This is a genomic window from Aurantimonas sp. A2-1-M11 (genome assembly GCF_036549475.1).
Lineage (GTDB): Bacteria > Pseudomonadota > Alphaproteobacteria > Rhizobiales > Rhizobiaceae > Aurantimonas.
In genome coordinates this window covers 1-18933 of sequence record NZ_JAZHLI010000069.1, presented here as the reverse complement: position 1 = coordinate 18933, position 18933 = coordinate 1, and the positions used below count along the sequence as shown (strand labels likewise).

Here is an 18933-nt window from a genome sequence, read left to right as displayed (position 1 = left end):
TGCGGCGGAATCCCGCCAAACTGTCGATGACAAACAAACGATTGAAGGCCGGGTGGAACGAAAAATTCCTCGTCAGCCTCATCTCGTGAAATTCAACTCACCCGATTCCCCTGGGCCGAACGCCGGCTTCGCATTCGGTTGCGGTCGGGAAGGGACGTCGCGAGGACATTCACTTCTGTCGTGTCGCGGAACACGTGGTCAGCCGAGGCTATCCGGGCAATCCCAGGATCCCTCCATGGGGGCAGCCTTCCGGGAACACGAAAGCCGGAGCCGCTTGCGGGCGAAGTCGTTGGCTCGTCTGCGGGCGCCCGTAGCACGCCATAGCAGCGGATCATGCAGCGGATGCCGCATCAAGTGAATGTTTACAATACTCAGCGGTTACGGGTCGCCCTTGGGATCCAGCCCCCAAAATCGACCGTATTTCTTTGCGCTGTACTCGATCTGCAATATAATAAATCGCAACAAAAATTCTGGAATAGCAATTTTACATATAGATCCGACATTGTAATTCAATTTGACGCTGTATTGTCTTGTATTTTCAATTCGCTTCCGCCCGCAAAGTGCGATTTTACGAGATTATCCAGTTATTGTTCGATTGGCCCGGGCGGCGGATCGTGTGACGCATGGCACGTTACAAATTGGAATTCTAATCGACCGGCGGAATCTGCAGGCAGAATCTGAAAACAAATTGAACCAATGCGCCGTTGGCCGGTTTCGGAGAGGACAATGAAAGGATACGAACGATGAAATCGAAAATTGCAGCTTCGACCGCAGTGATTTCGCTCCTGTTGCTCGCGGCCTGTGACGATGCCGACAACGTCGCGCAGACAGATGATCCCGCGATCACCGACAGTTCCACGCAGCCGACGTCGGAGGTCGAGAGCGGCTCCGAGATGTCTGCTCCGTCTGAAACCGCTGACACGTCCACGGACCCGCAGGACACGGACATGTCCTCGTCCCCGCAGGAACAAGCCGAGAACGACGAGGCGGATGATTCCGCAATGTCCACGGGATCGATCACGGCGGATGACGGCGACGCTCCTCTGACCGAGGCGTCAGAGCCCGGGGTCAGCGACACGGATTCCGATGTCGAGACGTTTACTGTTCCCGTTGAGTCCGAGACGAAAGCGGATTGAGGGAGCTCGGTCCGGATGATCTGGGGACCAGACCGGCGTCGGCTCAAGGCAGCGTCCTGAGAACCGGACTGCCGGGCTATTCATGGTCCCGACATCCGAATCGTACCGCCCGATGATTTGTCGTCCAGGGCCGCTGTCGCAGGACGGTGGCCCTGGACGAAATGGGGATTCGGCCACACGAAATATCCCCGTCGCAAGCATGCCACTGCCACAGCCCAACCATATCGATCGCATGGCACTGCCACGGTCGACATGATTTCCCGGATAGGCAGCCAGCGCACGGCGCGAACCCCGTTTGTTGCGCGCTGCCTCGCAAGAAGAGCTAGGTCAGAGGCGGCATGGAGCGATCGCGCGCGTCGGGTTCGTGGCTCGCTTCTTCCTCATCCAGAAAACCCTTCAAATAAAACTTGTCGCCAATCCTCAGAAGGACAGCTGCAAACGGCGTGGCAAGAGCCAGTCCCAGGGCGCCGAACAGGACACCGAACAGAAGCTGTGCGGAGATGGTCAGCGCTGGCGGGAGCGAGACGGCCTCCTGTTGCACGCGCGGCGTGATCAGGTAGCTCTCGACGGTCTGAACCGCGATATACAGGCCGACGACCCAGAGCGCCGTGGAAACCCCCTCGGTCAGCCCGAGGAGAACGGCCGGGACCGCGGCCAGCAATGGGCCGATATTGGGAATGAAGGTCAGGACGGCTGCAATCACCGCAAGGACGGGTGCGAGCGGAAGCCCCAGGATCCAGAGGCCGATCCCGGTCAACACGCCCACAACGGCCATGGAAATGATCTGGGCCTTCAGCCAGCCGCGCAGGGCGACACCGGATTCTGCCAGGATGTCATTGCCCCGGGGACGGACGCTGGGGGCCATCAGCCCGACAAAGCCGCGGATGTAGGTATGTGGCGCTATCGCGCCATACAGACCGACGAACCCGATGACGACGAAGGTTCCGAGAGCGCCAAGCGTCGTGGAAAACGCGTTGGTCGCTTCGTCGCTCGACGGCGCAAGTCCGGAGGGATCGAGCATTTCGAGCCCGCGGTCGAGCCAGGCGTGATCATCAACATAGCCGCGAGCGCTGGCGATTGCCTCGGGGATGGTGTCGATCAGCTCCTGTACCTGATCAGCGAAGGCAGCACCGGCGAAAGCGAGGAACGCAATGGTCCCGAGCGCGAGGGCCGTACAGAATATTGCCAGTCCCGCAGGTTTGCCGAAGCCGATCCGCTTCGCGATCCAATCACCCCCGCCGCGAAGGAAGACGGCTACCAGTATGCCGGCGAAAACGGCCAGGACCACGTCTGCTGCGAGCCATAAGACCAGGATAAACGCCGCACAGAGCACGAGAAGAGATATGGCGCGTCGCGACATGAAATCAGTGACCAGGACATGGAAGAAAAAAGGGAGTGGCACCGTCCGAGCAGCCACTCCCCATAGATCGCTGGCAAGGTAAGATAATCAGCGGAATTGGTCCTTCACCGCATCCTTCACCTTGCCGATATTCTTCTGGGTCTTTCCTTCGACACGCTCGCCCGTACCCTCTGTCTCCATGCGATCATCGCCCATGGCTTTTCCCGCTTTTTCCTTGATCGTTCCGCCGATCTCTTTGGCGGTACCCTTGGTTTGATTGTCGCTCATGATCTCTCCCAACTCATCGAGCTGACCACTCGGTGTTCTGGACTTCCAACGTGGGTCGCCCGGCGAGGTTCCGGGTCGCCACGCATCGCCGTCTAGCCGCATGACGAACCTGCGCGGCGCGACACATCTCGCTCCCAAGTCACAACGTCTTGCGACATCCACCGAAGGATCGCTTTTCGGGCAGCATGAGATCGAATTCACGGTTCGGATAAATTTGTCCGTCAAGGGCGTCAGAAGCTGGCGCGCGTCCTGCGAATGGCTGATGCGGAGCCACGGACAACGTCCCACCTCGTGTCGAGGCGCGCCAGTTCGTCGCTCGCGGACGCGCGGGGCGGCGTGGTAGGACGTGCTAGTGTTGCGTCACTGCATAGAGGATGCCTGCTTGACCTCAGCCATGCGCCGGAAGACCATGATACTGGCAGCCGCCTTGTGCCTCGCTCCGCCTGTCGCCCTGGCACAGAAGCCGGTGGCCAGCATCGAGGTACAGGTGAAGCGGTGCTGGACGTCGCCATCGGCCGAGCCGGCCACATCGGTCCGACCCATTACCTTCACCCTGCATCTCGAGCCGGACGGACACCTCCGGGAGGCCAGCACCGACTACGTGCCGGCGAATGCCGTCGAACGGACGCTGCGGGACGCGGCCGTGCGCGCGATGAAGCGATGCCTCCCTCTGGACCCGCCGAACGAGCCCTATGACGACTGGAAGGCGACGCAGGTGACCTTCCAGATGGACAAGGCCACGCGAACCCCGCAATTCGATCTGCCGGACTGAGCCGGCGATGACGTGAAGCCGGGCCGGTCACCGGCTGCACACAAACCCTGTGTCGCGCCACAGCTTCCCTCGAATGTCGTCCTGCCAGGGCCTCTTCGCGCGGCACCTCCACGGCAATCAGGACTGGGCGTCGGCCTCGCGTTCGGCCTCGGCCTGTTCGGCGGCCCAGGCACCTGCCGCCTCCACCGCCACGGGCGAGGCGGTGGGCAGCACGCCGAGGTAACTTTCGGTCTGGCTCACCGGGACGGGCGACCGCTTCGTCATGCGATACAGTGCATAGAATGCGATTGCCCCGAAGGTCGCGCCGAGCACCAGCCAGAATGCGAAGGGGCCGATCGATTGCATGGCCCAGCCGGTGGCCAGCGGTCCCCCGATGGCGCCCAGGCCGAAGGTGAAGACCAGCCCCCCGGATGCGGCGGGCATCTCGTCGGCGGAGAGGAAATCGTTCGTGTAGGCCAGAAGCAGGGCGTAGAGCGGCGTCGTCACCCCGCCGGCGAAGAAGGCGGCGGCCATCAAGGGCCACAGGCCGCCTTCGGTGACCCAGCCCACCGTGCAGGAGGCCAAGCCGATGCAGGCCGCGGCAAAGATCAGCTTGCGCCGGTCCATCTGGTCCGAGAGCCAGCCGATCGGGTATTGCAGCAACAGGGCACCTGCGAACAGCATCGCGACGAACAGCGCGATCTGCGATGCGCTGAGCCCGATCTGGGTGCCGAAGACCGCCCCCATTCCCGACTGCGTCGCGTAAATCGTGCCGAGCAGGAAGATTCCCACAGTGCCCAGCGGCGAGCCCAGGAAGAGCTTGCGAAGAGGCATCGGCTTCGCGACCTCGACCACCGGCGCCGGAGCGACGGACAGGAGGATCGGCGCGAACGAGATCGACACGAGGATCGAGGCGCCGATGAAGAGCACGGAGGTCCCCGCGTCGCCGAGCGACAGCAATCCCTGCGCCCCGATGATGCCTAGCGTCTGCGCGATCATGTAGGCCGACAGCATCTTGCCGCGCGTCTCGTTGGTGGCGGCGTTGTTCAGCCAGCTCTCCGCGGCGACGTAGATCCCCGACATGCAGAAGCCCACGAGCAGCCGCAGCAGCGTCCATGCCCAGGGCTCGGTCAGCAGCGGAAAGGAGATCAGCCCCGCCGACATGAAGCTGCCCAGCGCCGCGAAGACCCGCACGTGCCCCACACGCCGGATCAGCACCGGCGTGTAGCGCGCGCCCGACAGGAAGCCCACGAAATAGCCCGAGGTGACGATGGCCAGCTCGGCGGCGGAGAACTCCTCGATCCCGCCGCGCAGGCCAATGAGGGTGAAATGCATCCCATTGCCCAGCATGATCAACACAATGCCGATCAGAAGGGCCCAGACCCCGGAGAACACCTGAAACATGCAACGCCCTTTTGCCTCGGGATCTGTCCGTACTGCCGGTGCCCTTGCGTGATCTATCCGCGGCAATGTTGCCGGGGTCGTCTCCGGTCACCGGCTGTCGGAACGCGGCGCGGAGCTGGCCGGTGACGACCGCGGGACGTGTGCGAATCTTCCCGAAGCCTCACTGTTTTGCTTGCGTTTCCGAAAAAACGTATCGTAGAGTAAGACTCAGCCTCGTATATTGAGATGGCGCCGTCAACATGCATCTGGACCGCCTGATCACGCTTCTGGAGATCATCGCCGTGGCCGGCCGGCCGGTTTCCGCAGCGGAAATCCAGAAGGCGTCCGGTCTGCCCAAGCCGACCTGCTACAGGCTGGTTCAGACGCTTCAGGATCAAGGCCTTGTCGAGTCCCCCTCGGGCGACGGTCGCGTGGTCATCGGTGAGCGCCTGATCCGGATCGCGCTTCTCGGCAATTCCGACGTGGATGTGCGGAAGGCGGCCGCACCGCTGCTCAAGGCCGCAGCGATCCAGTTCAACGAAACCGTCTTCCTTGCCCGCTTTCGAAACAGCCAGGTGGAGATCATCCATGTGGAAACGCCCGGCGATCCCGGGCGCGCTTTCGTTCATCCCGGGCTCGGGGTGCGCCCGATGCATGCCTGTTCCTGTTCCAAGGCCATTGCAGCCTTCACCGAGCCGGAATTCCAGAACTGCATCATCCATGGCAGCCTCAAGGCCTATACCGAACACACCAAGACGACCGAGGCGGAACTGCGCGCGGAGTTTGCCCGGATCGTCGAACGCGGCTTCGCCGATTGCGATCAGGAGATCGACCTCGGGATTGCCAGCGTGGCGGCACCGGTCGCGATCGGCAATATCGGTGCGCTCTTCAGCGTGGGGGTGGTGGGGCCGATCCGGCGCTTTGGACCGGCATACCGTTCCGAGATCGGGCTGAAACTCATCCATCTGGCCGGCCGCACCAGCGGGGCCATTCAATTGTGCAACGTGGCCGCGGTTTGAGGAGGCCGTCGCCACAGCGCCAGAACAAGGGGAGACCAATCGAGACCACCCGTCACCGGCATTTCAATCAAGGGAGGAAGACATGACGATCAGACCGGATCCGACATTTCATGCCACCGCGCAACTTGCCATGCAGGCCCCTGTGGAAAACTACGGCTTCACCGTGATGCTGAGCCCCGACGGGTCGCAGCCCGACGGGATCGCGGTCATCGATCTGAATCCGAAATCGGACAGCTACGGCACCATCGTGCACTCGGTCCTGATGCCGAACACGGGCGACGAGTTTCATCATTTCGGCTGGAACGCCTGCTCGTCTTCGCTGTCGCCGCTGTCCGGTCACGCCTTCCTCGAGCGGCGCTACCTGATCGTGCCGGGGATCCGGTCCTCTCGCATCTACATCGTCGACGTGAAAGATCCCCTGGAGGCCAAGATCCACAAGATCATCGAGCCGGAGGAGGTCTTCGCCAAGACCGGCTATTCGCGCCCCCACACCATTCATTGCGGGCCCGAGGGGATCTATGTCTCGACCCTTGGCGGCGGCGGCGCGGATGGCACCGACGGGCCTCCGGGCATCTTCATCATCGATTGCGAGACCTTCGAGATCATCGGCCAGTATGAGATGGACCGGGGCAAGCAGGACAAGCACTACGATTTCTGGTGGAACCTGCCGCAGGACTACATGGTCAGCTCCGAATGGGGCCTGCCCCCGCAATTCGAGAACGGCCTCGTGGCCGAGGATCTTCTGTCCAACAAATACGGCCACTCGATCCACTTCTGGGACCTGCGCAAGCGCAAGAACATCCAGACCATCGACCTCGGTGAAAACCATCAGATGGCGCTGGAAATCCGACCGGCGCATGACCCCAAGAAATCCTACGGGTTCTGCGGCGTGGTGGTGGACACGACCAATCTGCAAGGCGCGATCTTCACCTGGTGGCGCGGCGAGGACGGCACCTGGCAGGCCAAGAAGACCATCACCATCGACCCCCGTCCCGAGGACCCGGCCAACCTGCCGCCGTTGCTGCAAGGGTTCGGCGCGGTGCCACCTCTGGTCACGGATATCGACCTCAGCCTCGACGACAGGTTTCTCTATGTCGCCTGCTGGGGCATGGGCGAGATGCACCAGTACGACGTATCGGACCCGATGAACCCGGTGCTGACCGGAAAGGTGGAACTGGGCGGCATCGCCCGCAATACAAAGCACCCCGGCGGGGGCGATTTCGCCCTCGGTCCGCAGATGGTCGAGATCAGCCGCGACGGCAAGCGGGTCTTCTGGACAAACTCGCTCTATTCCACATGGGACGAGCAGTTCTACCCCGGGCAAGCCGGCGGCCAGATGGTCATGGCCCGTGTCGGCGAGAATGGCGGGCTGACGCTCGACCCCGATTTCTACATCGATTTCCCCAAGGGCTATCGCGCCCACCAGATCCGGCTGGAGGGCGGTGACTGCTCGACTGACAGCTTCTGCTATCCTAACGTCTGAATGGAACTCGACACAAGCACCATGGCGGCTCTCTGGGGAGCCGTCATCTTCTCCGGGCTGTACCACGGCATCAATCCCGGCATGGGGTGGCCGCTCGCGGTATCTGCCGGCCTGATGGAAGGTCGGCACCGGGCGATGGCCCGGGCCATCGGGGCGCTGGCCGCCGGGCATTTGCTGGCAATGCTGGCAATCCTTCTGCCATTCTCGATGATGACCGTCCTGGTCACCGGGCAGATCGAGATCCGCATCGGTGCCGGCCTGCTGGTCGTCGCCATGGGCCTCTACCTGCTGATCAATCGCCGACACCCCAGATTGCTCGCCCGGATCCATCCCACACGGCTGGTGCTTTGGTCGTTCCTGGCCGCGATGGCGCACGGGGCCGGGCTGATGCTGGTGCCGATCTATCTCGGGATTTGCGGGATCGACGCGGGAGACGGTGGCCACGAAGCCGCGCAGGAACTGATGGGGCAGAACGTCGTGTCCGCCTTCATCGTGGCCCTGGCGCATACGGCTGCCATGACCATTGCAGGTGGACTGATCGCCGCGGCGATCTACTTCTACCTCGGACTGAAGTTCCTGTCGCGGACGTGGTTCAATCTCGACGTGATCTGGGCATGGAGCCTTGTTATCGTCGGATCTTTCGGAATCTACCATGCCTTCGATGGCCACTGACGCCGCAGGCAAGGTGGCTGACTTCGAAGCACGAGGTCGCCCGGTCGAGCATCTGGTCTTCTCGAGAAGAGATTTCGGTCCAGATCAGGCCGGAATCGAGGTCCGGCGTACACGCCGTTCACACGCGTCACGGCTGGTTCGGCCGTTGTCGCGGGAGGTCGACATTCATGGCGCAGCAAGACGATCTCGGTTTCGGCACGCAGATCCGCAAATCTCCCTATTTCGACGCAACCGTCCGGTGGGGTGCCAAGGCGTTTTCCGTTTACAATCACATGTATCTCCCGCGGGATTTCGGGGATCCTGAACGGAACTTCTGGAACCTGGTGAACGAGGCGATCCTGTGCGACGTGGCTGTGGAACGGCAGGTCGAGATCACCGGCCCGGATGCCGCGATGTTCGTTCAGATGCTGACCCCGCGCGATCTTTCCAAGATGGCCGTGGGGCAGTGCAAATACGTCCTGATCACCAACGCCGACGGCGGCATCCTCAATGATCCGATCCTGCTGCGGCTGGCGGAAGACCACTTCTGGCTTTCGCTGGCGGACAGCGACATCCTGCTGTGGGCACAGGGCGTGGCCGTGCATGCCGGTTTGGATGTCGCGATCCACGAGCCGGATGTCTCGCCCTTGCAGTTGCAGGGTCCGAAATCCGGCGAGGTGATGAAGGCGCTCTTCGGCGACGGCATCATGGATCTGCGATACTACTGGCTGCGCGAGCTGGAGCTGGACGGCATCCCGCTGATCGTGTCGCGGACCGGATGGTCCAGCGAACTGGGCTATGAGCTCTACCTGCGGGACGGATCGCGCGGCGACGAGCTGTGGGAAACGATCATGGCCGCCGGGGAACCTTTCGGTCTGAAACCGGGACACACCTCGTCGATCCGTCGCATCGAAGGCGGCATGCTGTCCTATCACGCCGACGCGGATATCCAGACGAACCCCTTCGAGCTGGGCCTTGGCCGGCTCGTGGATCTCGACATGGAGGCCGACTTCATCGGCAAGGCAGCGCTGCGCCGCATAAAAGAAGAAGGTGTGAGCCGCCAACAGGTGGGGCTGGTCATCGAAGGACCGCCACTGAAAGGTCCCAACACCATTTTCTGGACCATCGAAAAGCACGGTGGCGCCATCGGCAAGGTCACCTCTGCGGTGTACTCGCCGAGGCTCGAGCGGAACATCGCTCTGGCCATGGTCGCCGCGGAATTTTCGCAGATCGGCACGGAGGTCGAAGTTCTTGCAGATTCCGGTCCGGCCCGGGCCACGATCGTGGAACGTCCTTTCCACGATCCCAAGAAAAAGCTTGCCGCCGCCTGACGCGAGGCCAAGACAGCGGCTTTCGGGTATGTTCGAACGCTCGTTCCAGCGACGTTGGCTGCGCGACGAGCCCGAACCATCCGGGCCTGGGCCGGTGCAGATAATGTGCCGTTCCGCGGCGGCTGTGAATCAGGACAATCAACCTGTCGGAGCGTCGCGCCGATCTCTCCAGGCTTGTGCGTCGTCTGCGGCCTTCCCTCGTTCAATGGTTCAAGAACCAACCCCGGGGAGATCGCTCCCCCTTTCGCGTGGATACAGCATTCGCAATGCCGCTGCCTCTTTCGACCATTGCCATCGACGACCCCGACGACGCGCGGGTCGAGCCGTTTCGCAACGTGCGCGACCGGGATCTCGTCGGCCGCGACGGCTTCATCGCCGAGGGCACGGTGGTGCTCGACCAGCTGCTGGCGTCGCGGCGCTTCCAGGCGACATCGCTGCTGATCTTGCGCAACCGGATGGCGGGACTGGCCGAACGGCTGGCACAGTTTCCGGCCGAGGTGCCGATCCATGTGGCGGAGCAGGCGGTGTTCGACGCCATCGCAGGATTTGCCGTGCATCGGGGCGTGCTGGCCCATGGCACCGAGCGCGGTACCCGGCCGGGGGCGGCGGAGATCGTCGCGGCGGCCGGCGGGCAACCGATCGTCTTCGCCGTCGGCCTGTCCAATCACGACAATCTGGGAGCGGTGTTCCGCAATGCCGCAGCCTTCGGGGCCGGCGCGGTGCTCTGCGACGCGACCACCTGCCATCCCCTGTATCGCAAGGCGCTGCGGGTGTCCGTCGGCACCGCGCTGACCGTGCCCTGGTGCCGGGAGGGGACGGGCGAGGAACTCGTGGCCCTGTGTCGCTCGGCCGGCTATCGCGCCATCGCGCTGTCGCCCGGCGGCGAGGCTCTCCTCGGCGACCTGGCGACGGGCGGCCGGACGGCACTGTGTCTGGGGGCGGAAGGGGCGGGGCTGTCGCCGGCGCTGATGGGGCAGGTGGAGACCGTACGGATCGCCATGGCACCGGGACTCGACAGCCTCAATGTCGCGACCTCCGCGGCGATCGTCCTGCACCATCTGTTTGCCGGCAATTCACAGCGGAGATGATGGCCGGGCGCGTGGCGCGGGAAGGTTTGCCGTCGATACGATGGCAAGCCTTGAAGGGCAGCGAGGGCGGTTCGGCCCGGGAAAGCTATTCGGCGGCCTGGCCGGTCGTGCCCGCTTCGTCGGCGCGCAGCCGCCGGACTCGGTCCGCCAGGGTCGGATGACGACCCTCGGCCGGGCCGGTCCTGTCGGATCGGTCAGCCGCCAGGATCCGCTCGATGACGGAATCGGGGCCTTCGGCCTTGCCGGTGAGGTGGATCACCCGTGCGGCGATGTCGCTGATGCGCTCGCGCAGGTCTTCCTCATCGGCATCCTCGGTCAAGGGATGCGCCGGCAGATCGAGTTCCTGCTCCAGCCTGAGGCGGACGGCCTCGGTGCCGGCGACGGACGCTGCGCTGTCAGGCGTCGTGGCAGGCTTTGCACGCGGCGGGCGTTGAGCCGGCCCGTCGGCGACGTCATCACGCCTGCCCGCGTGGAGGGCGACACCCTCGTCCATGTCGGTGAGCCGAGCGGTGAGGCGGATGACCTTCTCGTCGAGCTTGCGGGCGGTCGCCTTTTCCTTCTCGAGGCCGGCGTCGAGGGCGCTCACCTGGCTGCGCAGCCGGTCGATCACATTGTCGCGCTCCCGGCCGAGGCGCTCCTGCGCGCGGACGTCGTCCTGCGCCTCTTCCAGCCGGGTCTCGAGCGACACGATGCTCAGCTTGCGATCCTCGGCGATGCCGGTCAGTTCGCGGAAGCGGTCGGACAGCGCATCCATTTCCTCGGTGCGCAGATCCAGATCGTGCTGCGTCTCGCGCAATTCCTCCTCGAGCTTGCGCACGTCCTGCTCGCGGGCGTCGACGGCGGCAGAGAGATCCTTCAGATCGGCGACATTCTGCTCGACGGTCTCTGTGAGGACGCGGTTGTTGCGGCGCAATTCGGCATTCTCGACGGCGACCCGGCCGGCCTCGGCCCGCTCCAGCGCCGCCTTTTCGCGGACCGCGAAGGCCTCCATCTCGCGGCGCCGGGAGTCCAGCGCCGCCTGGGCGCGCACATGGTCGTAGCTGGCGCGGATCTCGTTGGCGCTGGCGGGGATGGTGGCCTCGAACTCGCGCCGGGCCAGGCGCGTGGCGCGGCGCCAGACGAGCGGCGAGACGAGCAGTGCCAACAGGGCGGCGGCAAGGAAGCCGAACAGGAAGATCAGGCCGGAAGCGATCATGGGGACCTACGCAGGGGGCTTTCGATGCCCTTATAACGCACGACGCGGCATAAGGGGCCGTTCACGACCCTCGTCCCGGCGAATTTCGCGGGCCGGTATGCTCTTCCGGCAACGCTCGCGGCGGCCCGACAGGCGGACCGCCGCAGGATCGTCGGCTCAGAACGGGTTCCAGGTCGGCATCGGCGTCAGCTTCAGATAGCCGAGATTGACGCCCAGTCGCGCGCCGACGCCGGTCTTGATCGGCACCAGCACGATGTTGTCGCGCACCAGCACGGTCATGCCGAGGCCGCCGACCAGATAGGCGCTGCCGGACACGCCGCCGAAGCGGCCGTAGACGGCCTCCACCGATGGCAGGTCATAGACCAGCATCATGGTGCGGGCGCCGTCGCCGCCGACATCGAAGCCGAGCGAGGGACCCTGCCAGAAGATGCGGTGCTCGCCGGCATTCTTGGTGAAGAGCGTGCCCTCGCCGAAGCGCAGGCCGCCGAAGAAGGCGCCGGCGGCTTCCTCGCCGAGAATGTAGCCGTTCGGCAACCCGAAGCGCTGGAAGGCCTGCTCGACGACCTGGGCGAGGCTGCCGGAGGTGGTGCCGAAGAATTTGTGGCCGGTGTTGATGACCTCGTCGACATTGTAGCCGCCGTTGCCGGCCTGCGCGCGGGCCGGCGTGGATGCCGCAAAGCCTGCGACCAGGAATGCAGCGACTACGGCGAAGACGATCCTGCGGACCGCCTCTGTGATGGCATGCATGTTCGGTTCCTTTCGACAGGGCGGGCGCGGATGGTCAAGGAGCGAACCCGGACCCGCTTGCGACGCGATATCCGGCATTTGACCAAAACATGCTTTCCAATCGCCTAACGCGCGGACAATGGCGTGATGGCGTGCGATCGGACGGCGCTCGGTTGACGGATTCCGGGCTGGAACCCATGCTTTGGGCCAAAGCGAGACGGCTGATTCGCCGCTTGTCCCATCTGGCTCGATCGAACGGAATCTCCTGCATGACGACTCTTCCCGAACTGTCGGCCGCCGATCTCGCAGCGCTGTTGTCCAGCAAGCTGTGCCACGACATTATCTCGCCGGTGTTCGGAATCCAGAGCGGTCTGGAACTGCTGGACGACATGCCGAACGATCCCGAATCGATGGAGCTGGTGCGCCATTCGCTGAAATCGGCGGTGGCCAAGCTGCAATTTGCCCGCATCGCCTTCGGTGCCGCCGGATCGCAGACGGCGACGATCGACCTGAACGATGCCAAGACCGTCGCCGGCGGCTACATGAACCACGAGAAGGCGAAACTCGTCTGGGAGGGCGAGCCCGGCTATGTCGGCAAGAACTTCGTGAAGATCATCCTCAACCTGGTCGTCCTGGCCAACGCCTCGATCAGCCGGGGCGGGGAGGTGAAGGTGGTGATCGAATCGATCGACCCGCCGCGGGCCACGGTGCGCGCGACCGGCGACCGCATCCGCATCCAGCCGCGGCTGATGGCGCTGCTGAACGGCGACGTCGCCCAGGAGGCGATGGATGCCCAGACGATCCAGCCCTATTACACGCTGTTCCTGGCGCAGGAATCCGGCCTGACGGTCGCGCACGACAAGACCGAGGGCTCGGTGCTGTTCACGGTGGCCTGACGCGGCGCCGTTTAGATATAGTTACCCCTGTTCCTGAACGAAACTGCAAACTTGCTGCGCTAGGACTGATCCACCATGAAGGTGCACCGGACCGACCGTCCGGGTGCCGATAGGAAAGGTTCGGGCCCATGCAAAGCTGTCTGATCGTCGACCCGGCGCCGGTCATCCGGAAGGTGGCCTCGCGCATCCTGTTCCAGATGGGACTGTCGGTGGAGGGCGTCGCCAACAGCGACGAGGCGCTGCGCTGGATCGAGAGCAACGGTATGCCGGAGATCGCGATCGTCGCCGCCTCGACCGAGGATTCGATGAGCGTCGACCTGGTGCGCCAGATCCGGGAGCAGGCCAATGGCCGCCCGATCGTCATCCTGGGCGCGATCGTGGAAGCCAATCTGGGCCTGATGACCCGGCTGCGCCGCGCCGGGGCCACCGCCTACATCTACAAGCCGTTCGATCGTCAGGCGCTGGAAGGCTGGCTGACGCCGTTCATGCAGCCGGCCGGCGCGACCGTATCGGCGTCCGCTGCGTGAGCACCGGCATCGCCGCGGTATCGGTCGGAGGCCCTGCGCTGGCGGTGCGATGAGCTGCGCCGCATGCCGAACGGCCCGCTGCGGAAACCCCGGCAGGCCGTCGGAAACTGTTCAGAGATGAAGAGCGATCCGGTGTCAGGCCGCGCCGCGGGCGACTTCGGGCTCGCGCAGCACGTAGCCGCGGCCCCAGACGGTTTCGATATAGTTCTTGCCTTCGGTGGCGGTGGACAGCTTCTTGCGCAGCTTGCAGATGAAGACGTCGATGATCTTCAGCTCCGGCTCGTCCATGCCGCCATACAGGTGGTTGAGGAACATTTCCTTGGTGAGGGTCGTGCCCTTGCGCAGGGAGAGCAGCTCCAGCATGGCATATTCCTTGCCGGTCAGATGCACGCGCTGGCCGTTCACCTCGACGGTCTTGGCATCGAGATTGACCGTCAGGTCGCCGGTGTTGATGACCGACTGGGCATGGCCCTTGGAGCGGCGGACGATGGCGTGGATGCGGGCGACCAGCTCGTCCTTGTGGAACGGCTTGGTCATGTAGTCGTCGGCGCCGAAGCCCAGGCCCCGGACCTTGTCCTCGATACCGGCCATGCCGGACAGGATCAGGATGGGCGTCTTGACCTTGGACAGGCGCAGGGTGCGCAGGACTTCGTAGCCCGACATGTCCGGCAGGTTCAGATCGAGAAGGATGAGGTCGTAGTCGTAGAGCTTGCCGAGGTCGACGCCTTCTTCGCCTAGATCGGTCGTGTAGACGTTGAAGCTCTCTGACTTGAGCATGAGCTCGATGCTCTGCGCGACCGCGCTGTCATCTTCGATCAAAAGAACGCGCATCAGAAATTCCTCTTAGCCCAGCCATGCCGATTCGGGCGAACGGCATGGCCCCGGTTTGTCTAAAGTTCGGCCCAAAAGTGGCACGAAGTGGTTAACAAATGCTCTCAATCCGATCTGGCGGCCGGGTCGCGGGCATCTGCTTCATGATGAAAGGCCTGATATTCCAGTGGTGCGACGGGGGTGCGCCGCCTGTGAGAGCGATGCGCCAAAGTCGGCGTGTTCGGTTTACCCAGCCTTAAATCCTCACCCCTATGATTAATGGTGCGCGTAAACAGACGGTTAAACGCATAGCTTACGAGGCTTGCCCAAAACCGTCCGCAGCATCTTTTCCGGGCCGTCAGAGAGCGCCCGTCATCTGGAGTTTGAGTGATGAAGCGTGACAACCTGGTGCGACTGACGCGTTTCAAGGTCAGCGAAAAGCGTCGTCAGCTCGAGCAGCTCGAACTGATGATGGGAGAGTTCGCCCGGATGGCGGGCGAGCTCGATCATCAGATTTCCAACGAGGAGAAGAAGGCCGGGATCACCGACGTGAGCCATTTCGCCTATCCGACCTTCGCCAAGGCGGCGCGTTCGCGCCGGGACAATCTGACCAATTCGGTCAAGGATCTGAAGGTCCAGATCAGCGCGGCGAAGCTGGCGCTGGAAGAGGCGGAAGCCGAGCATCTGCATGCCGAAAAGCTCGAACTGCGCGACGGCCCGCGCGAGGAGAACGACGAGCGCCGCGAAGCCGTCGGCTGAACGGGCCCCGCGCCGGCCACGAGGCCGTTCGTCCGCCCCCGGCGCCAGGTCGCGACAGGGGCGGGCGGCGCGCAAGAAGGACGGATCATTGCCGGACAATGCCGGGGCGCCGGATCGGCGCGCCGGCATCTGCGTGTTTGCGGACCGGTGAGGTCGCGCAAGCGGCGGATGGTAAGGAGAGCGGGGGGCAAGGCGGACGCGGTCGCGCGATCCGGGGCGAGGCCGCTGCGATCGTGATGTCCGTCGTGTGGATGCCGATCCGATCGCTGTGCCGGACCCGAAGGGCAGCCGGCGCGGGCCGATCAGGTGCCTGGCAGGCGGGCGGCCCGATGCAAGGGTTCAAACGTGTGGAGCGTCCCTCGTGCGTCCTGTCGGACGGACGGCGCTCCCGCCGGGTACTGCGAGCCCCGCCTGATGCGGGGCTCTTATCCGGCCCTCAGTGAAGGTCGGACTTCTTGCGATATTCCTGGATCTGCGTCGTGCGCAGTCCGGCGAGCCCATGCTGGTCGATGGACATCTGCCAAGATACGAACTCCTCGACGGTCAACGTGTACCGCGAGCAGGCCTCGTCGAGGCTGAGGAGGCCACCGCGCACGGCGGCAACGACCTCCGCCTTGCGGCGGATGACCCAACGCCTGGTGTTGGATGGCGGCAGGTCGGCAATCGTCAACGGGCTGCCGTCGGGGCCGATGACGTACTTCACGCGTGGTCTAACCTGATCGGTCATTGTACTCTCTACAACACTCAAGACCTAATCGAGCCCCAACCTAGAACGCTGCTCCTGAAAAATTCGTCAAGCGTCGCGTAAGGTTTCGATAAGAGTTTGAACCAATTGCCGGACCGCCTTTGGAATCAGGGCTTTCCGGCCGAAAGCCGGTGACGCTTTCCGCAAATCAGCTGGAATTTTGTTCGGGCGGCCGTCATTCGACGCGCGTTGCGGGCGCTATCGGCGTCCTCACAGGGCGTCGAGAAAGTCGTCGGACAGGGCCGAGTCGGCGCCGGCCGTCATGCTCCGGCCACAGGGGTTTTGCATTCGTGCCGCCCGACCGGCTAGAACCCGTGCGTTTCCGTACCCACATTCCCATGAATTCGAACACGCTGCCGGAGTGGCCGATGTCGAACAGTCTCGATCTGCCGAAGCCACCAGCCGAAACGCGCGTCGTCGTCGCCATGTCCGGCGGGGTGGACTCCTCCGTCGTCGCGGCCATCCTGAAGGCGGAGGGCTACGACGTCGTCGGCATCACGCTGCAGCTCTATGATGCGGGCGAGGGCGCGCGCCGCGCCGGCGCCTGCTGCGCCGGGCAGGACATCCATGATGCCCGCCGCGTCGCCGAGACCCTCGGCATTCATCACTATGTGCTCGACTACGAGGAACGGTTCCGCAAGGCGGTGATCGACCCCTTCGCGGCCAGCTACCTGGCCGGCGAGACGCCGATTCCGTGCGTCGCCTGCAACCAGACCGTCAAGTTCCGCGACCTCCTGGCGACGGCGCAGGATCTGGGCGCCGACGTGCTGGCGACCGGGCACTACATCGAGAGCCGCCAGAACGGCGCGCATCGCAGCCTGTACCGGCCGCGCGACCTGGACCGGGACCAGAGCTATTTTCTCTATGGCACGACGCAGGACCAGCTCGACTTCCTGCGGTTTCCGCTCGGCGGGCTGACCAAGCCGCAGACGCGGGAGCTGGCGGAGCGCCACGGGCTCGTCGTCGCGGCCAAGCCCGACAGCCAGGACATCTGCTTCGTTGCCAAGGGGCGCTACAGCGACGTGATCCGCCGGCTGCGGCCGGAAGCCAGCGAGCCCGGCGACATCGTCCATCTGGACGGGCGGCGCCTGGGCCGGCACGAAGGCATCGTCCACTACACGATCGGCCAGCGCCGGGGCCTGGGCATCGCCGCGGCCGATCCGCTCTATGTCGTGGCGCTGGATCCGGCGACGGCGCAGGTGGTGGTGGGGTCGCGCGAAGCGCTGGCGACCCGCCGGCTGCGGCTGCGCGACGTCAACTGGCTGGGCCGCAACGACCCGGCGGAGTTTGCGGCCTCCGACGCAGAGATCTTCGTGCGGGTGCGCTCGACCCGTCCGCCGGCACCGGCTCGCCTCATGGTGGACAAGGGCGAGTGGACGGTCGAACTCGCCTCGGGCGAGGATGGCGTGGCGCCGGGGCAAGCCTGCGTCTTCTACGCCGGCGAGGGCGTGGGCGCCGAAGTGCTGGGCGGCGGCGTGATCAGCGAGACCGACCGGCCGCAGGCAGCCCGCGTCGCGGCGCCAGCGCTGGCCGCAGGATAATCAGGGCGACCGAGCAGCGCGCGGCGGCGTCGGCCGCCTTGGGGCCACGGATCAATCGTCGGCGGGTGGCGCCAGCGGCGAGGCGAGGGAGAGGATCCGCACCGTCTCGACGGCCTCGTCGGCGCCGGTCTCCGGCTCGGCCCGCGTACCGATGCATTCGATGAAGTGCCGCAGTTCCCGGTCGAGCGGCATGCCCGGTTCGGTCTCCAGATAGTGCGCCGGGGCATTGTCGAAGGCGAAGGCGGTCTCGGTGCGCCAGACCTTGTGGGCATAGAAGGCGAGCTTCTGCCCCTCGGGCGCCAGGTCGTCGAAGGTCAGCATCCCCTCCGTCCCGATCACCGAGAAGCGCCGGTCGCGATAGGGCGACACGCGCGAGACATGGATCTCGGCGCCGAGACCGCCGGGAAATTCCAGGGTGATGTCGGCGATGTCGGCCGCATCGCTGAGAACCGTGCGGCGCCGGCAGGAGACGTCGTCCGGATGGGCGCCTGCCAGGTGCAGCACCATGGACAGATCGTGGGGGGCGAGATCCCAGACCGCATCCATGCCGAGGAAGCGGCCGAGCCCCAGGCGGGTGGAGATCATGTGCCGCAACGTGCCGATCCGGCCCGCTGCGACTTCGTCGCACAGGGCCCGGAAGACCGGGTTGAAGCGCAGGACATGGCCGACCATCAGCAGCCGGCCGGCCGCGCGCGCCGCCGCGGCCGTGCGTTCAGCATCGTCCGGATCGAGCGCGATCGGCTTTTCGATCAGGACATCCTTGCCGGTGGCAAAGGCGGCGCGGGCGGTGGCGCCGTGCACGGAAGCCGGCAGCGCCAGGACCAGAGCGTCGATCTCGCGGGAGGCGATCGCGTCATCGGGGGCGAGGGCGCGAACGCCGTGCTGCTCGGCGAAGCCGGCGGCACGGTCCGGATTGCGGTCGGAGACGGCCGCCAGGGCGCCGATCTCGGCAAGGGTGCGGATGTGGTTCTGGCCCCATTGCCCGCAACCGACGACGGCGATTCTTGGATGCATGGGATTGGCCTCGGCTGACATGGCCCCGACCTAGCGAAGCGGCCGGCCCCCCGCAAGTCGGGGCCAGGCGGGCGAAGCGGCCGGACCGCCGACGCGCGGCCGGTTCCTGGCGCGATCGTCGCGGGAACAGGGCAAAGCGGCCAGGGGAATCGCATTTGGAAATTTTTGTAGTCTGATTGTTCACTTGCGTTTGCGGTTGCGATGGATTCTTCGCTTGGCCGGCGGATTTTCGCCGTTGGGAGGATGCCGTG

The 18933-nt window shown here is 64.6% G+C and carries 19 protein-coding genes; 11 read left to right on the top strand and 8 right to left on the bottom strand.

Annotated features, from left to right (window positions below):
• Nucleotides 1–743: 743 nt before the first annotated feature.
• On the top strand, nucleotides 744–1136 hold the full coding sequence (locus tag VQ042_RS21165) for a hypothetical protein (protein WP_331822287.1): 393 nt from the start codon (nucleotides 744–746) through the stop codon (nucleotides 1134–1136).
• A gap of 322 nt (nucleotides 1137–1458) precedes the next feature.
• On the opposite strand, the gene VQ042_RS21160 is transcribed toward VQ042_RS21165, so the two are convergent.
• Together VQ042_RS21160 and VQ042_RS21155 are read right to left on the bottom strand one after the other, a co-directional pair.
• Nucleotides 1459–2538 carry an AI-2E family transporter gene (locus VQ042_RS21160; RefSeq protein ID WP_331822286.1) on the bottom strand — a complete coding sequence of 360 codons (1080 nt, stop codon included), beginning with the start codon at nucleotides 2536–2538 and terminating at the stop codon, nucleotides 1459–1461.
• 45 nt (nucleotides 2539–2583) lie between these two features.
• Nucleotides 2584–2763, bottom strand: coding sequence for a CsbD family protein (locus VQ042_RS21155; RefSeq protein WP_331822285.1), 180 nt, complete (start codon nucleotides 2761–2763; stop codon nucleotides 2584–2586).
• A 382-nt stretch (nucleotides 2764–3145) separates the two neighbouring features.
• Here VQ042_RS21155 and VQ042_RS21150 point away from each other — a divergent pair, with 382 nt between their 5' ends.
• Nucleotides 3146–3535 (top strand): hypothetical protein, encoded by a 390-nt coding sequence (locus VQ042_RS21150; RefSeq protein ID WP_331822284.1) that lies wholly within the window; start codon nucleotides 3146–3148, stop codon nucleotides 3533–3535.
• Nucleotides 3536–3652: 117 nt separating this feature from the next.
• On the opposite strand, the gene VQ042_RS21145 is transcribed toward VQ042_RS21150, so the two are convergent.
• Entirely contained in the window at nucleotides 3653–4918 is a 1266-nt protein-coding gene (locus VQ042_RS21145) for an MFS transporter (protein ID WP_331822283.1), read from the bottom strand.
• Between the two features lie 239 nt (nucleotides 4919–5157).
• On the opposite strand from VQ042_RS21145, the gene VQ042_RS21140 reads away from it, so the two are divergent.
• The 5 genes from VQ042_RS21140 to VQ042_RS21120 all read left to right on the top strand — a co-directional run bounded on the left by VQ042_RS21140 (nucleotide 5158) and on the right by VQ042_RS21120 (nucleotide 10469).
• Nucleotides 5158–5916 (top strand): IclR family transcriptional regulator, encoded by a 759-nt coding sequence (locus VQ042_RS21140; RefSeq protein ID WP_331822282.1) that lies wholly within the window; start codon nucleotides 5158–5160, stop codon nucleotides 5914–5916.
• An 82-nt stretch (nucleotides 5917–5998) separates the two neighbouring features.
• On the top strand, nucleotides 5999–7399 hold the full coding sequence (locus VQ042_RS21135) for a selenium-binding protein SBP56-related protein (protein WP_331822281.1): 1401 nt from the start codon (nucleotides 5999–6001) through the stop codon (nucleotides 7397–7399).
• Nucleotides 7400–8071, top strand: a complete 672-nt coding sequence (locus VQ042_RS21130) for a hypothetical protein (RefSeq protein WP_331822280.1) — start codon at nucleotides 7400–7402, stop codon at nucleotides 8069–8071.
• Nucleotides 8072–8238: 167 nt separating this feature from the next.
• On the top strand, nucleotides 8239–9381 hold the full coding sequence (locus tag VQ042_RS21125; RefSeq protein WP_331822279.1) for a glycine cleavage T C-terminal barrel domain-containing protein: 1143 nt from the start codon (nucleotides 8239–8241) through the stop codon (nucleotides 9379–9381).
• A 266-nt stretch (nucleotides 9382–9647) separates the two neighbouring features.
• Nucleotides 9648–10469, top strand: a complete 822-nt coding sequence (locus tag VQ042_RS21120; protein WP_331822278.1) for a TrmH family RNA methyltransferase — start codon at nucleotides 9648–9650, stop codon at nucleotides 10467–10469.
• 85 nt (nucleotides 10470–10554) lie between these two features.
• On the opposite strand, the gene VQ042_RS21115 is transcribed toward VQ042_RS21120, so the two are convergent.
• Nucleotides 10555–11664 carry a hypothetical protein gene (locus tag VQ042_RS21115; RefSeq protein WP_331822277.1) on the bottom strand — a complete coding sequence of 370 codons (1110 nt, stop codon included), beginning with the start codon at nucleotides 11662–11664 and terminating at the stop codon, nucleotides 10555–10557.
• A 156-nt stretch (nucleotides 11665–11820) separates the two neighbouring features.
• Nucleotides 11821–12411 carry a DUF1134 domain-containing protein gene (locus VQ042_RS21110; protein WP_331822276.1) on the bottom strand — a complete coding sequence of 197 codons (591 nt, stop codon included), beginning with the start codon at nucleotides 12409–12411 and terminating at the stop codon, nucleotides 11821–11823.
• A gap of 248 nt (nucleotides 12412–12659) precedes the next feature.
• Between VQ042_RS21110 and chpT the strand changes: the two genes are divergently transcribed.
• Both chpT and VQ042_RS21100 read left to right on the top strand, forming a co-directional pair.
• Nucleotides 12660–13286, top strand: coding sequence for a histidine phosphotransferase ChpT (gene chpT / locus VQ042_RS21105; RefSeq protein WP_331822275.1), 627 nt, complete (start codon nucleotides 12660–12662; stop codon nucleotides 13284–13286).
• A gap of 128 nt (nucleotides 13287–13414) precedes the next feature.
• Nucleotides 13415–13813 carry a response regulator gene (locus VQ042_RS21100; RefSeq protein WP_331822274.1) on the top strand — a complete coding sequence of 133 codons (399 nt, stop codon included), beginning with the start codon at nucleotides 13415–13417 and terminating at the stop codon, nucleotides 13811–13813.
• Nucleotides 13814–13948: 135 nt separating this feature from the next.
• Here the strand turns inward: VQ042_RS21100 and ctrA are convergent, their stop codons facing one another.
• Nucleotides 13949–14644, bottom strand: coding sequence for a response regulator transcription factor CtrA (ctrA, locus tag VQ042_RS21095; protein ID WP_331822273.1), 696 nt, complete (start codon nucleotides 14642–14644; stop codon nucleotides 13949–13951).
• Between the two features lie 366 nt (nucleotides 14645–15010).
• On the opposite strand from ctrA, the gene VQ042_RS21090 reads away from it, so the two are divergent.
• A complete protein-coding gene (locus VQ042_RS21090) occupies nucleotides 15011–15382 on the top strand; it encodes a flagellar export protein FliJ (RefSeq protein ID WP_331822272.1) in 372 nt (123 codons plus the stop codon).
• Between the two features lie 436 nt (nucleotides 15383–15818).
• Here the strand turns inward: VQ042_RS21090 and sciP are convergent, their stop codons facing one another.
• Complete coding sequence (gene sciP, locus VQ042_RS21085) at nucleotides 15819–16109, bottom strand: CtrA inhibitor SciP (RefSeq protein WP_024348827.1); 291 nt, start codon at nucleotides 16107–16109, stop codon at nucleotides 15819–15821.
• Between the two features lie 386 nt (nucleotides 16110–16495).
• On the opposite strand from sciP, the gene mnmA reads away from it, so the two are divergent.
• Nucleotides 16496–17668: a tRNA 2-thiouridine(34) synthase MnmA gene (mnmA, locus tag VQ042_RS21080; protein WP_331822271.1), complete on the top strand. Its 1173-nt coding sequence runs from the start codon at nucleotides 16496–16498 to the stop codon at nucleotides 17666–17668.
• Nucleotides 17669–17719: 51 nt separating this feature from the next.
• Here the strand turns inward: mnmA and VQ042_RS21075 are convergent, their stop codons facing one another.
• The gene (locus VQ042_RS21075) at nucleotides 17720–18682 is read right to left on the bottom strand and encodes a Gfo/Idh/MocA family oxidoreductase (RefSeq protein ID WP_331822270.1); all 963 of its coding nucleotides are present in this window, start codon (nucleotides 18680–18682) and stop codon (nucleotides 17720–17722) included.
• Nucleotides 18683–18933 lie beyond the last annotated feature (251 nt).

Excerpts from the sequence above, each read along its gene's own strand:
- VQ042_RS21165 (WP_331822287.1), top strand. The coding sequence starts at position 744 with ATGAAATCGAAAATTGCAGCTTCGACCGCAGTGATTTCGCTCCTGTTG.
- VQ042_RS21155 (WP_331822285.1), bottom strand. The coding sequence starts at position 2,763 with ATGAGCGACAATCAAACCAAGGGTACCGCCAAAGAGATCGGCGGAACG.
- VQ042_RS21145 (WP_331822283.1), bottom strand. The coding sequence starts at position 4,918 with ATGTTTCAGGTGTTCTCCGGGGTCTGGGCCCTTCTGATCGGCATTGTG.
- VQ042_RS21140 (WP_331822282.1), top strand. The coding sequence starts at position 5,158 with ATGCATCTGGACCGCCTGATCACGCTTCTGGAGATCATCGCCGTGGCC.
- VQ042_RS21135 (WP_331822281.1), top strand. The coding sequence starts at position 5,999 with ATGACGATCAGACCGGATCCGACATTTCATGCCACCGCGCAACTTGCC.
- VQ042_RS21130 (WP_331822280.1), top strand. The coding sequence starts at position 7,400 with ATGGAACTCGACACAAGCACCATGGCGGCTCTCTGGGGAGCCGTCATC.
- VQ042_RS21125 (WP_331822279.1), top strand. The coding sequence starts at position 8,239 with ATGGCGCAGCAAGACGATCTCGGTTTCGGCACGCAGATCCGCAAATCT.
- VQ042_RS21120 (WP_331822278.1), top strand. The coding sequence starts at position 9,648 with ATGCCGCTGCCTCTTTCGACCATTGCCATCGACGACCCCGACGACGCG.
- VQ042_RS21115 (WP_331822277.1), bottom strand. The coding sequence starts at position 11,664 with ATGATCGCTTCCGGCCTGATCTTCCTGTTCGGCTTCCTTGCCGCCGCC.
- VQ042_RS21110 (WP_331822276.1), bottom strand. The coding sequence starts at position 12,411 with ATGCATGCCATCACAGAGGCGGTCCGCAGGATCGTCTTCGCCGTAGTC.
- chpT (WP_331822275.1), top strand. The coding sequence starts at position 12,660 with ATGACGACTCTTCCCGAACTGTCGGCCGCCGATCTCGCAGCGCTGTTG.
- VQ042_RS21100 (WP_331822274.1), top strand. The coding sequence starts at position 13,415 with ATGCAAAGCTGTCTGATCGTCGACCCGGCGCCGGTCATCCGGAAGGTG.
- ctrA (WP_331822273.1), bottom strand. The coding sequence starts at position 14,644 with ATGCGCGTTCTTTTGATCGAAGATGACAGCGCGGTCGCGCAGAGCATC.
- sciP (WP_024348827.1), bottom strand. The coding sequence starts at position 16,109 with ATGACCGATCAGGTTAGACCACGCGTGAAGTACGTCATCGGCCCCGAC.
- mnmA (WP_331822271.1), top strand. The coding sequence starts at position 16,496 with ATGTCGAACAGTCTCGATCTGCCGAAGCCACCAGCCGAAACGCGCGTC.
- VQ042_RS21075 (WP_331822270.1), bottom strand. The coding sequence starts at position 18,682 with ATGCATCCAAGAATCGCCGTCGTCGGTTGCGGGCAATGGGGCCAGAAC.